At 63.2% G+C, this 13,122-nt stretch carries 12 protein-coding genes; 6 read left to right on the top strand and 6 right to left on the bottom strand.

Annotated elements, in window-relative coordinates; all coding sequences use genetic code 11:
- Positions 1 to 384: 384 nt before the first annotated feature.
- Entirely contained in the window at positions 385 to 1,479 is a 1,095-nt protein-coding gene (locus tag KJ554_13005; protein ID MBU0743253.1) for an SPASM domain-containing protein, read from the top strand.
- On the opposite strand, the gene KJ554_13000 is transcribed toward KJ554_13005, so the two are convergent.
- Complete coding sequence (locus tag KJ554_13000) at positions 1,463 to 2,290, bottom strand: hypothetical protein (GenBank protein MBU0743252.1); 828 nt, start codon at positions 2,288 to 2,290, stop codon at positions 1,463 to 1,465. The genes KJ554_13005 and KJ554_13000 overlap by 17 nt on opposite strands.
- 338 nt (positions 2,291 to 2,628) lie before the next feature.
- On the opposite strand from KJ554_13000, the gene KJ554_12995 reads away from it, so the two are divergent.
- On the top strand, positions 2,629 to 3,297 hold the full coding sequence (locus KJ554_12995; protein MBU0743251.1) for a hypothetical protein: 669 nt from the start codon (positions 2,629 to 2,631) through the stop codon (positions 3,295 to 3,297).
- A gap of 75 nt (positions 3,298 to 3,372) precedes the next feature.
- Here KJ554_12995 and KJ554_12990 read toward each other — a convergent pair whose 3' ends face one another.
- Together KJ554_12990 and KJ554_12985 are read right to left on the bottom strand one after the other, a co-directional pair.
- Entirely contained in the window at positions 3,373 to 3,837 is a 465-nt protein-coding gene (locus tag KJ554_12990; GenBank protein MBU0743250.1) for a T9SS type A sorting domain-containing protein, read from the bottom strand.
- 125 nt (positions 3,838 to 3,962) lie between these two features.
- Complete coding sequence (locus KJ554_12985; GenBank protein MBU0743249.1) at positions 3,963 to 5,519, bottom strand: glycosyltransferase family 39 protein; 1,557 nt, start codon at positions 5,517 to 5,519, stop codon at positions 3,963 to 3,965.
- Between the two features lie 256 nt (positions 5,520 to 5,775).
- On the opposite strand from KJ554_12985, the gene rffA reads away from it, so the two are divergent.
- The 4 genes from rffA (at position 5,776) to KJ554_12965 (ending at position 9,487) form a co-directional block, all read left to right on the top strand.
- On the top strand, positions 5,776 to 6,915 hold the full coding sequence (gene rffA, locus KJ554_12980; protein ID MBU0743248.1) for a dTDP-4-amino-4,6-dideoxygalactose transaminase: 1,140 nt from the start codon (positions 5,776 to 5,778) through the stop codon (positions 6,913 to 6,915).
- Between the two features lie 167 nt (positions 6,916 to 7,082).
- Complete coding sequence (locus KJ554_12975; GenBank protein ID MBU0743247.1) at positions 7,083 to 8,051, top strand: glycosyltransferase family 2 protein; 969 nt, start codon at positions 7,083 to 7,085, stop codon at positions 8,049 to 8,051.
- A 33-nt stretch (positions 8,052 to 8,084) separates the two neighbouring features.
- The gene (locus tag KJ554_12970; GenBank protein ID MBU0743246.1) at positions 8,085 to 9,134 is read left to right on the top strand and encodes a GNAT family N-acetyltransferase; all 1,050 of its coding nucleotides are present in this window, start codon (positions 8,085 to 8,087) and stop codon (positions 9,132 to 9,134) included.
- A 17-nt stretch (positions 9,135 to 9,151) separates the two neighbouring features.
- Positions 9,152 to 9,487 (top strand): EamA family transporter, encoded by a 336-nt coding sequence (locus tag KJ554_12965; protein ID MBU0743245.1) that lies wholly within the window; start codon positions 9,152 to 9,154, stop codon positions 9,485 to 9,487.
- A gap of 19 nt (positions 9,488 to 9,506) precedes the next feature.
- Here KJ554_12965 and KJ554_12960 read toward each other — a convergent pair whose 3' ends face one another.
- The 3 genes from KJ554_12960 to KJ554_12950 all read right to left on the bottom strand — a co-directional run.
- Entirely contained in the window at positions 9,507 to 10,982 is a 1,476-nt protein-coding gene (locus KJ554_12960) for an NADH-quinone oxidoreductase subunit N (GenBank protein MBU0743244.1), read from the bottom strand.
- A gap of 27 nt (positions 10,983 to 11,009) precedes the next feature.
- Positions 11,010 to 12,494, bottom strand: coding sequence for an NADH-quinone oxidoreductase subunit M (locus KJ554_12955; GenBank protein ID MBU0743243.1), 1,485 nt, complete (start codon positions 12,492 to 12,494; stop codon positions 11,010 to 11,012).
- A gap of 42 nt (positions 12,495 to 12,536) precedes the next feature.
- The coding region (locus KJ554_12950; GenBank protein ID MBU0743242.1) for a hypothetical protein at positions 12,537 to 13,122 on the bottom strand (586 nt) is incomplete at its 5' end.

Below are 13,122 nucleotides of genomic sequence, written 5' to 3'. Positions count from 1 at the left end.
GAGGGAAAACCTCATGCACGGTTTGATGAGGGGGTGCTGGAAACGGAGCCACGGTCGTCCCTAAACGGGCACGAAGCTGGAAACGGCGGACACAGCCAAGGGAAGACCTACGGGTCACCGCGCCTGCGCCCTACTCTACAGGAATATCAGGAGGGCGCGGACGCCCCGGAGCTTCGCAACCGCGGCGCCCACGCCCCTGGCATTCCGTTCATCTCGAGTGCTCCGGGATGAAGCGGCCGGCTCGGTCGAGCCGGCCGCTTCATCTTGGGGATAGACAACCGGCCGATGGTTATGTACGATGCCGGCCATGTAGATTGATATTGGGAACAGCACGATCATCTCACGGTAAAGACGCACCCCTTGCCGGCTGTCGAGAGGATGGTCATGCCCCGACACGAATGGGTGAAGTTCATCCGTCGATCCATCGTCAGGGGCGCCCACGCGACCTATGGCGCCGTGGCGGTCAGGCGCGCCATGTGGCGTCACGCCACACCGCTCAAGCTTGCCAACCTGATCGCCGTCAAGGCGCAGAAGCGCCTCCGCGTGGACAGGATGCGGGGCATGCCGTACCGCTATAAAGTGGACCCGACGAACGTCTGTCGGATGTCCTGCCCCCTCTGTCCCACGGGAATCGGTGTCGTGAATCGCCGGCGCGGTTTCATGGACTTGAGCCTGTATCGCTCCCTGATCGACCAGATCGCACCTTACTCCCTGATCCTGGATCTGTTCGGATGGGGGGAGCCTATGCTGCACCATGGCCTGCCCGCGATGATCCGCTACGCCAGCGAACGAAACCTGTTCACGCGGTTCAGCTCTGCTTTCGGCGGCTGCGATCGCGGCCGGGCCGAAGCACTCGTCGCCTCCGGTCTCGACGCGATCGTGATCGCCGTCGACGGCGCAAGCGAGGAGACATACAGGGCCTACCGCCGCGGCTGCAGGTTGGCGGATGTCGTTGCCAGCACGGACCGCCTCCTGGCGGCGCGAGCGCGAGCAGCAACGAACGCGCCGCACGTCACGATCCGCATGCTGGTCAGCCGTCACAACGAACACGAGATTCGGGACGTCAAGAGATTGGCCGCGGAGCATGGCGTGGACGCTTTCACGGTGGGCACCCTGGCATTGAACGCCCACGACATCGAATCGAGGAGGGCGTGGCTACCGGTAAACCCGCTGATGAACGACTATACGGAGGGTCCGCACAACAAAGGTTGTTGCGACGATCTGTGGGAGTCGATGGTGATAAACTGGGACGGCAGAAGCGCTCCCTGTTGCTGGATCTACGACAGCAGGCACGATCTGGGAGATGTGCGCGGCGACGATCTGGAATCGCTCTGGAACTCGCCTGCTTACGTCGCGTCCCGACGTGCGGCAGCCGGACGGGCACCGCGTCGCAACGATCCACCTGTGATTTGCGATAGATGTCGTGGCCGGCCTGGATACCTGTCGGATGCGCGCAAGCTCATCAGTCGGAGCGGATAGACAGTCCGCCCTGGCCCTGGCGATGCACCGACAGCTCGAAGGGAGCCGTCTCGCGGCAGAACACCGCCTCGAGACGGCCGCGGCAGGGCGCCAGCGACGCGGCGATGCGCTCCGGCACCGCCCGCTGCCAGGGATAGAGGTCGTGGTCGTCGCCCAGCCGCAGCAGCTCCGCCTCCAGCTCCCCCCTCAGGACCTCGCGATCCGGACGGTCCGCTGCCTCGAGATCCTCGAGCTGATGGCGCAGCATCCCGCGCAGCGCCTGGCGTACGCGGGGGCTGGAGTCGTCCATCTCCACGTTACAGCCGTCCGGGTCCGCCACCTTCACGTCCAGCCAGGCGTAGTAGGTCAGGGCATAGATGTAGGAGTACTCGCCGAGGCCCATGCCGTGCGCGGCGAGGACCTCGTTGCGGGCGACGGCGAGCTTGCCGAGCTTGCCGGCCAGCCCGAACGCCTTGCCGACCGTCTTGACGACCTCCCGGAACTTCTTGCCGCCGGACGTCTCCTGCTCGTCCAGCTCCTCCATGCGCCGGAACTGGGCGAAGGTCTCGTCGAACCCCTCGCAGTGCTCCATGAGGTCGGCGCGCACCGCGATGAAGATCTCGAGGCGATCGATCGGCACGATGCCGTCCGGCGGCGGGCGGTAGTCCTCCTGGGTCCCGAACGTCTCCTCGAGGATCTCGCGCGAATGGATGGCCTCCTTGAAGGGCCTCATGAGGGCCACGCCCCCGCCGATGGTGCCCACGATGGCCAGGATAACCATCAACCCGCAACCGATGCCGCAGCCCTTCAGCCAGCTCGTACCCGAAGCCATGCCGTCTCCCCGCGCTGAGTCCGTGTCCGCCGCCCCTGTCTTGACGCAGGGAGCAGTCGACGGGTTGCGCCCCAGGATGCCTTCCCGCCGCGCGACGGGCAAGGTGATTCGACGTGGCAAAATCCATCACCCCCGATGCGGATAATGCACGCTCGACCGGGGCGCGGCGCATGACGGGGGATGCATGATCGCCGGACCGCGGTTCTCGGATGTTGCCCGTCGTTGCCCGTGATGCCCCATCGCGACCGCCCCGTGCCCCCGGCCGGGCCCGCGCACGAAACCTGCTCTGCGGCGATTGCTTCCGCACGAACGACCTGAACAACCAGGAGGAAGGAAGCATGAAGATCGAGAACGTGATATTCGTGTTGATCGTAGCGCTCGGCGCCGTCTGCCTGTGCGCGGGCCCGGCCCGGGCGATCATCGCGGACCTGGACGGGCTGGACGTCGGCACCGTCGTGGCCGGGGAGGCTCCCGACGGCACGATCATCACCGCCGGCCTTTTCGAGGACTTCCTGCTGGCGGTCGAGAACCACGGCGACGGACCGCACTCCCTGGTCGTCTGCGAGGCCGTCGCCCTGTACGCAAACCCGGACTGGCAGACGCAGCCGCCTGCATACGCCGACCACCTGATGATGATCGCAGCCAACATCGTCGACGACCGTCCCCGCGACGGCAAGGTCGACCTGCCCATCTGCGACAAGGACGGCGGTCTGGTAGTGTTCGCCTTCCGCGCCCCCGTCAACCTGGCCTACGTGCTGCTGGGCGCCCTGGACACGGACCACCACGACTACGAGCTGCGCGTCGACGGCCAGGTCGCGGTCTCGGTCTCCGACGGCAGCCAGTGGAACGATGCCGGCATCTTCATCGACCTGGACGGATACTACAGCATCAACGAAGTGAGCATTCAACTGCGTGGCGGTATCGGCATCGCCCGGATCGCGTACTTCCCCGACACCGTCGCCGCGGAAGCGACGACCTGGGGCGCGGTCAAGGCGCTGTACAGGTAGCGGCCGCCACTTTTCAACCGACGGAAAAAGGGCCCCTTCCGGCAGGAGGGGGCCCTTCGCTCTCCGGAGTGTGCTTCACCTGAGCAGCAGCATCCGCCGGGTCTCGCTGACGGTTTCCGTGACGAACCGGGCGAAGTAGACGCCCGACGGGACCGACCTGCCGCCTTCGCCCCTGCCGGTCCAGTCCGCGACGTGTCTGCCCGCCGCCAGGGGTTCGTCCACCAGGCTGGCGACGTGTCGACCCCCGGCGTCGTAGACGTCCAGTCTGACGCGCCCCGGCCGGCACAGGTCGAAACCGAGGGTGGTGCGCGGGTTGAAGGGGTTCGGGTAGCACCGGTCGGGCGGCGCCGACGGGTTGCCGTCGACTGTCCCCGACAGGGTCACTGCGGCCGCGGGCCCCAAGCTCCGGCTCGCGGCGTAATCCCCGGAGAACGGCGGCGAGACGACCCGGACGACGGTGCCGGCGCCCGTGGCCGCGAGGGCCGCGGAAGCGGCGAGACAGGAGAGGACGACGGCGGTCGCTGAAGGCAGTCGTTTCATGATACACGTCCCGGCATATGGGTGGATCCGGTTCGCCCCCTCTTCCCGGGGAAGCCGGATCGCACGGCGCGGACTAGGGGTGCCCCGCCAGATACAGTCCATCATATGGAGGCCCGCGCACCGGGTCAATCGTCGCCGGCGCGTCGCGAGCGCGCGTCCGACCAATCGATCCGCTGGATCTCGACCTCCCCGTAGACCGGATCCTTCACCATCGCGACGAAAGTGCCCCGCTCCTCGGCCAGCGTCTCGAGGATGTGCCGGGTATCCGCCATGAGCGAAATGTCGCGCTGGCGTCCGGTGGTGCTGCTTGTTTTGCCCCAGGTGTCGTCGTCGTAGAGAATGACGTACTCCGGCCGGAAAGTGTCGATGTCCTTGGCGTAGGAGTATTGCGAGCTGTAGGGATTGTCCTTGAAGCCGAACCAGAAGGTGATCGAGCCCCAGATGCGTGCACCGTCGGGAATGTGCGCATCCAGCTTCTCGATGAAGGAATAGTATTCGTTGTGGCGGTGTTTGTAGACCAGCCAGGCGTTCCCGCCGAGCTGGTTGCCGAAGTACATCAGTCCCAGCAGGACGGCGACCAGGCCGAGGCGGCGGCCGCCGGTGATACTCCGGCGCAAATCGACAAGCGAGCGCGGGTTGCCGGCCAGATCCATCATCAGTCTGGCGACAAGGATCGAGACGAAGGGCATCAGTACCGTGAAGTAGCGGGCGGTCCGGTTGACGATCAAAAACGGGAACAACACAAGATGCACTGCCACCAGGATCCCGAGCAGGCGCAGGCTGCGGCTCCTCGAGGCCAGCGCGTAGACCAGGGCGACGCCTTCGAGCAGGGCGATAAACGCCCGCTTGGGAAAGAAGACGTACAGGGTGTAGCGCCTGAACTCGGCCTTGAGGGTGTCCACCAGGAAGTTGCTCTCGGCCAGCGGTTTGGCCCGGCCGCCGATCTGGGCGAGGAAATCCCGGAAGTCGTTGTCGTAGTCCTCGATGAAGACGTAGGCGGCATAAGGTGCCACGCCCATCAGCACAAAGCCGGCGAAGGTCCAGAAGGGCGCCCGGAACAGACCCCTGAAACCGAACCGGTATAGGAACAGGGTGCATATCGCCACGAGACCCAGGAAAGCGTTGGGATGTACGTGCAGGCCGACGCCGGCCACCAGACCCGCGAGAGCGAAATACCGGAGGCGCTCCCGCTCGTCGCCCAGAACGAAGAGGTAGCAGGAGAGCATCGCCACCAGGGCCACCATCGTCTCGGCGCGGATGGTCGCGGCCGAGACGAAGGCAATGTTGTTGACCATCAGGAACAGCACGCCCAGCAACGCGACCCGCTCGTCGAAGAGGCGCCTGGCCAACAGGAACGCGAGAACGGTCGTCGCGAACATCGCCAGGGCCGAGACCAGTCTGCCCTGGAACACGCCCACGCCGAAGGCCTTGAAGGACGCGGCCAGCGAGAGGGCATATGTCATGCTCGGATCCAGGTTGTGTTTCTCGCGGCCCAGGTCCCCGACGATCACCGGATTATTGAGCTTGCCCTCGGTGATCAGCTGGTAACTGGGGATCGACATCCACGGCTCGTCTACCCACACCTTGGGCCCCTTGCGGACCCAGGCGAGGGTCGACAGCAGGTAGAGCAGGAAGAGCGCGGCGACGACATAGCCGCCCCTGGAGATGTGTGGTTTCGGCATGGGCCATCCCTTCGCGGTGCAACATGCGCACAAGAATCCCGTCGGCCGCGTGAATCGGCCGCCGGGCGGGATTCTACGAGCGCCCTTCACGGGGCGTCAAGCCAAGGGAACCCGCGCCGATCTTTGTGGGAGACTGGGGTGGGCATAAGCCCGGTCAGTTGATAAAATGCGTCATGAGATGCGCTTCGCGGCCGAACCAGAGCCAGGTTGATCCGTCGCTGTCGCAGGCGCAGCTCGGAAAGGAATGAATCCAGGTATGAGCTACAAGATCCCCTTCAACAAGCCGTTCATCGTCGGCCAGGAGCTCTACTACATCGCACAGGCGGTGCTCAACGGCCGCATCGCCGGCGACGCCGTCTTCACGCACAGATGCCAGAAGCTCATGGAAGACACCTTCGGTGCCAAGAAGATACTGCTCACCCACTCTTGCACGGCGGCCCTCGAGATGGCGGCCATCCTGAGCGGCGTCGCGGAGGGAGACGAGGTCATCCTGCCCTCGTTCACCTTCGTCTCGACCGCCAACGCCTTCTACCTGCGGGGCGCTCGCCTGAAGTTCATCGACATCAGGCCGGACAACCTCAACCTCGACGAGACCGCGCTCGCGGACGCGGTCACGCCGCGCACCAAGGTGGTGGTGCCCGTGCACTATGCGGGCATCGGCTGCGAGATGGATACGATCCTCGACTTGGCCCGCAAACACGGCTTCCTGGTCATCGAGGACGCGGCCCAGGGGGTCAACGCCACCTACAAGGGGAAGTACCTGGGCACGCTGGGCGATTTCGGCACTTACAGCTTCCACGAGACCAAGAACTACATCTGCGGTGAGGGCGGGGCGCTGATCATCAACAACGATGAGTACGTCGAGCGGGCGGAGATCATCAGGGAGAAGGGCACCAACCGCAGCCAGTTCTTCCGGGGCGAAGTCGACAAGTATTCCTGGGTCGACATCGGTTCTTCGTTTTTACCCTCGGACATGCTGGCCGCGTTCCTGTATGCCCAGCTCGAGAACATGGACAAGATCAACAAGCGCCGCGCGGACATCTACGACTTCTACCTGCAGGCTTTGCAACCCCTGGCCGACGAGGGCCGCATGACCCTGCCGTCGGGCCACCCGGACTGCGTGGGCAACAACCACCTCTTCTACATCATCCTCGAGGACGAGCGAACGCGCGACGCGCTCATGGGCCACCTCAAATCCCACGACATTCTCGCCGTCTTCCACTACCTGCCGCTGCACCTTTCACCTGTCGGACGCAAGATGGGAGGCGAACCCGGCAGCCTGCCGGTGACGGAGTCCATCGCCGGGCGGCTGCTGAGACTGCCCTTCTACTACGCGCTCACACGCGAGGAGCAGGAGGAAGTCGTGGGACGCATCGGCGAATTCTTCGCGACCTAGGCGGAGGTGTACACGAAATGGCTGTTGAACTCGTTCGTGAATTGACCTAATCTACCCCACGGTGATCCCGTGGACTGCATTGAAGCTGTAACTCCCTGTGAAGTCGACAAGTAGGGGATCAGCGGTCCAGCCTGCTCCACGCGAACGGCTCTATCTCTATGAAGACCATGGCAGAGATGACCAACGATACTAGCCCCCTGATCTCCTTGGTCGTGCCCGTCTATAACAGCACAGCCACGCTCGAGGAGCTGACTGCGCGGCTGCATGCGGTGCTCGATCCCCTTACCAGTGGCGCCTGGGAGATCGTCTTCGTCAACGATGGCAGTCGCGACGAGTCGTGGGCGCATATCGGCCGCCTGGCGGCACGCGAGGACAGGATAACCGGCATCAACCTGACCCGGAATTTCGGACAGCACAACTCGATCATGTGCGGCATCGCCCATGCGTGCGGTCGGTACGTCATCACGCTGGATGACGATCTCCAGAATCCTCCGGAGGAGATCCCGAAGCTGTTGGCTAAGATCGAGGAGGGGTACGATGTCGTCTACGGCGTTTTCGAGAAGAAGAAACACTCGCTGTTTCGCAATTTCGGATCCGAACTCGTCCAGTGGATGTACCGGAAAACCTTCAACACCAAGGGCCGCTTGACGTCATTTCGGATCATCGACCGCGATATCGCCAAGCGCCTGCTGGAGTACGGGCGCAGCTTCACGTTCATCGACGGCTTGATCTCGTGGAACACATCGCGTATCGGCAACACCGTCGTGGAGCATCATGCCAGGGCTTCCGGAAGAAGCGGCTATTCGAACCGGAAGCTCCTGATACTTGCTCTCAACATGGCGACCAACTTCTCGATCGGCCCCCTGCAGGTGGCAACGATCGTCGGCATCCTGTTCTCGATGTTCGGCTTCATCTTCGGTTTCTATATCCTTCTGAAGAAGATCCTGATGGATATCCCGATCTCAGGATACACGTCTACCATCGTAACCGTCGCTTTTCTGTCGGGAGTACAGTTGCTCACGGTGGGTGTCCTGGGCGAGTATATCGGTCGAATCCACATCAACGTGAGCAACTGTCCCCAGTACGTCGTTCGTGATATCATACCATCCAGACACGGACGGCGAAGAGACCCTTAGATCGTCTCACACCTTTGAGAGAGAATTCCCGCCATGACACTGCTGCCGTACGCACCGCTTGAAAGCAACCGTTTCGAATTGAAGATCCACCGCGGCGTGCTCGACCGCATCCCGCACGATTTCGACAGGGAGATCATAGATTCAAGGATGGATGTGGCCATCTTCCGGATGCCGGCCGGGAATCAGGATCAGCTGGCGCTCCTGGACAGTATCGGATTCCCCTGGCTGGTGGCCGATACGCTCGTCTACTACGCCAACGATCTGAAAGGCCATGAGCCCAATGATCTGCGGAACTCGGATCTGCGATTCATCGTGTTCACGCCCGGCCTCGACAACGCGATAGACGATCTCGTAGCGGATATCTTTCCTCGGTATGCGAACCATTACACCTCGAATCCCCTGTTGAGCCGCGATCTCATACCGAGCTACCAGGAATGGGCCCGCAGCTACGCAACAGATGAAGATGCCGGACGATATGCGTGGCTCGTGGAGCGACACGATGCCTTCATCGGGTTCATCACCTGCTCGTTCGGCGACGAAGGTGCCGAAATCGTGCTGAACGGAGTATCACCCGCTCAGGCGGGCGGCGGCGTATATGGCGACATGGTGCGTTTTGTGCAACGGTATTTCAAGGATCGGGGTTGCTCGGTCATCAAGGTATCGACCCAGGGCAATAATCACGCGGTGCAAAAGGTGTGGTCGCGCGAGGGGTTTTTTCTGACCGAGTCTTACTTCACAATCCATGTAAACAGCCTGTTGAGCGCCTCGGCCTCAAAGGAGCGCGTCTACCTGTTGAACATCTCTTCCCATGAGGGGGTGGATGCTCGTGCGGCTCTTTCGGCGGAGATCGACAGTGCACTCGCCAAGTGCCGAGTCGATGGATCTCTCGCTCAGGATGCGAGTGTATTGAACGCGAGGATGAAATACCTGCGGCCCGTACGCCAGAACGTACGATACGAGGCCAGGATACGATTTCCCGTGGTTGATGAGGAGATGGGTACGTACCGGGTTGTTGTGCTCGTCACCGACGATCACGGCGAACCCTGCCAGTATGCTCATTACGAACTCGGCAATCCTAAATAGCAAGCGAGGCGACGGTCATGAACGGCATCTATATCGTGGGCTGCATCGCGTTCACGGTTCTCGGCCAAATCCTGATCAAGTACGGTACGAGGCAAATCCAGGCCACCGACGCGTTGATCGACTACATCTTGAATCCATATATTGCCACAGGACTTGCCTCGGCTGTAGTTGCAGCCTTGTCCTGGATCAAGGCGCTACGTCATTTCGATCTCAGCTATGCATATCCATTCATGAGCGTCTCGTTCCTGCTTGTGGCCATTCTGGCGGTATGGGTGTTCGGCGAACCAGTCAAGTGGAATCAATGGCTCGGGCTGGGCATCGTCCTGGTCGGGTTATTCATCGGTAGCCGCTGACGGCCCGGGCAAATCCAGTTTACATCCCCCCGAAATGCTCGATGGCGCGATCGGCCAGGGCCTTGAACTTGCCCCAGTAGAGACCCAGCGCGAGCGTCGGCGCCGCCAGGACGGCCATGGTGACGTAGTGCATCGGCGCGATGCGCACCGGGTCGCCCTCCTGCTTCGTGAAGTAGAACGCCTTGGCGATCTTCATGTAGTAGAAGAGGCTGATGACGCTGTTGAGCACGCCGACGATGGCCAGCCAGTACCATTCGCGCCGGATGACCTCGGCGAAGAGGTAGAACTTGCCGACGAATCCCGCGGTGGGCGGCAGCCCGGTCAGGGAGAACAGGAAGACGATCATCATCACGGCGGCCCAGGGGGCGCGGTAGCCGAGGCCCGCGTAGTCGTCGAGGTGCTCGCTCTTGAGCGAGTTGTTGATCGCGACCACGAAGATGAAGGCGCCGAGGTTCATCAGGGCGTAGACCAGCAGGTAGAACAGGATGGCCTGCAGCCCCTCGGCGGTCAGCATCAGGAAGCCCATCAGCAGGTAGCCCACGTGCGCGATGCTCGAGTAGGCGAGCAGGCGCTTCACGTTGACCTGTCGCACGGCGGCCAGGTTGCCGAAGGTCATGGTCGCGACCGAGAGCACGGCGATCAGCAGCGGGAAGTCCACCCGTCCCACCACCGGCGTCAGGGTGGTGTAGAAGAAGCGGATCAACAAAGCGAAGCCGGCGGCCTTGGGCGCCACCGAGAAGAAGCCCGCCACCGGCGTGGGCGAGCCCTCGTAGACGTCGGGGCACCAGAAGTGGAAGGGCACCATGGCGATCTTGTAACCCAGGCCCGCGAAGATCAGGACCGAGACGGTCAGCAGGGCCAGCGGGTCGGCCCGTCCCGCGGCGAGAGCGTCGCGGATGCCGGCGAAGGTCATCTCGCCGGTCAGGCCGAAGATGAGCGAGAGGCCGTAGAGCATGATGCCCGAGCTGACGGCGCCGAAGATCATGTATTTGACCGAGGCCTCGGTCGCGCGCAGGCTGTTGCGCATGTAGCCGGCCATGACGTAGCTGGTCAGCGAGACCAGCTCCAGCGACAGGTAGAGCATCAGCAGGTCGCGGGCGGCGGCCATCACCATCATGCCGCCGGTCATCAGCGCGATCAGGGCGTAGTACTCGCCCTTGTGCTCGCGCCCGGTCCCCATGATCTCCTCGCTGGCCCAGGAGAAGAGCACCGTGATCACGGCCACGAACGCGAAGATCACGCGGAAGAAGGCCGCCATCCCGTCCACGGCCACCAGCTCGCCCAGGATCGTCTGCTCGTCGCCGGCGAGACCGGCCACGGCAAAGGCGAGGGCCGTCAGGCTCCCCGCCAGCACGATCGCGAACGGCACCGCCGGACGCTTGCGGGCGACGATGTCGCCGAGCAGCGCCAGCAGGAAGGTGCAGAAGAAGACCGCTTCGGGGATGAAGCGCCCCATATCGGACCAGTTCGGGATGTTCAGCATTTCCAGACTCACCGGGACATCTCCCTGCGACGGCCGCGGCTAGCCCGCCACGACCTTGATCAGATGGTTCAGCGACGCCTTCATCAGGTCCAGCACCGGCATCGGATAGACGCCCAGCAGCAGCACGATCAGCCCGATGGGCACCAGCGTGAACAGCTCGCGGGCCGAGATGTCGGGCAGATCGTCGTACTTGTCGTTCTTCGGCCCCAGGAAGACGCGCTGCAGCATCCACAGCACGTAGGCGGCGCCGATCACGATACCGAGCGCGCTGACGATCGCGATGGTGCGGTGCACCGGGAAGGCGCCCAGGAACACCATCGCCTCGCTGACGAAGCCGCTCAGTCCCGGCAGGCCCACCGCGGCGAAGAGCGCGAACGAGAAGACCGACGTGTAGACCGGCATCTGCAGGCCGAGTCCGCCGAAGCCGTCGATGTCGCGATGGTGGGCGCGGTCGTAGATCACGCCCACGCAGAGGAACATCATGGCCGTGATGGTGCCGTGGTTGAACATCTGCAGGACGGCGCCGTTGATGCCCGTCGAATTCATCGCGGCCATGCCCAGCAGCACGTACCCCATGTGGCTGACCGAGGAGTAGGCCACGAGCTTCTTCATGTCGGACTGGGCCATGGCGCAGAAGGCGCCGTAGATGATGTTGATCGCGCCGAGGATCGCCAGGGGGATCATGAAGTTGACCGCCTGGTCGGGCAGGATGGGGTAGCTGATGCGCAGGATGCCGTAGGTGCCCATCTTCAGCAGCACGCCGGCGAGGATCACCGACACGGCCGTGGGCGCCTCGACGTGGGCGTCGGGCAACCAGGTGTGGAACGGGAAGATCGGCACCTTGATGGCGAAACCGATGAACAGCGCCATCCAGATCACGAACCGGATGTTGGCCACGTCGAGGATGCCGCCGTGGTTGGCCTGGTCCATCATGTGCAGCATGTTGAAGGTGTGGCCGCCCGTGACCGGGTCCTGCACGTTGTAGTAGAAGGCGATCATCGCCAGCAGCATCAGCACCGAGCCGGCCAGCGTGTAGAGGAAGAACTTGATCGCCGCGTATTCCTTGCGCGGTCCGCCCCAGATGCCGATCAGGAAGTACATCGGCAGCAGCATCACCTCCCAGAACACGTAGAACAGGAAGAAGTCGAGGGAGACGAACACCCCCATCATGCCCGCCTCGAGCAGCAGGAAGAGCGCGAAGTAGCCCTTGCAGGCCTTGTCGATTTTCCAGGACGCGATGATGCACAGGAACGAGAGCAGCGCCGTCAGCAGCACCATCGGCACGCTCAGGCCGTCGATGCCCATGAAGTACTCGATGTTGAAGCTCTTGATCCACTCGTAATGCTCCACGAACTGGAAGCCGGCGATGCTCCGGTCGAAGTTCATGAAGAGCTGCACCGCCAGGATCAGGGGCACGGCGGCGGCCGCCGCGGCCACGGTCTTGACGATTTCTTTCCTATCCTTCGGCACGAAGGTGATGGACAACGCGCCAATGACCGGGAAAAAGGTCATCCAGGACAGAATGTGGTCAGACATCGAGATGCTCCTCTCGGCATGAATCCGGGCCTATAGCGCGCGGAACACTAACACGAGCAACAGGACGGAAAAACAGACATAGACCAGGTACGTCTGGATACGCCCCGTCTGGACGCGCCGGACGCTCTCGCCGGCTCCCTGGATCACGGCGCCGAGGCCGTTGACCAGACCGTCCACGATGTACTTGTCCGCCAGGCCGGAGGTCCAGCTCAACAGACGGGTCAGGTAACCGAAGCCGTTCACTATGCCGTCGATCACGACGCGGTCGAAGGCGCCGCTCAACCAGCTGAACCACAGCACGAAACGATAGACCGTGGCCGCGTAGAACTGGTCGAAGAAGTACATGTTCTGCAGCACGTGATGCACGCGCGGCAGACGCGCCAGCATCCGCGGCGCGCTGATCCGGCCGCGGATGTAGGTCAGCCACGACAGGAAGATGCCCAGCCCGGCGATGGCGATGGACATGATCATGGCCAGGTTGTGGGCGCGGTGGTGTACGTCGTGGAGGTCGTCGTGGCCGCCGCCGCGACCGGCCACGTGGACCTCGCCGTGAACGTCCGCAGCCGCAGGGGCGTCGTCGCCCGCCACGGCGTGGTCGCCGGCGCCGCCGTCCCCG

This window comes from bacterium (genome assembly GCA_018814885.1).
GTDB lineage: Bacteria > Krumholzibacteriota > Krumholzibacteriia > LZORAL124-64-63 > LZORAL124-64-63 > JAHIYU01.
Note: the sequence above shows the minus strand (reverse complement) of the source record. Positions and strands in the feature narration are given on the sequence as shown.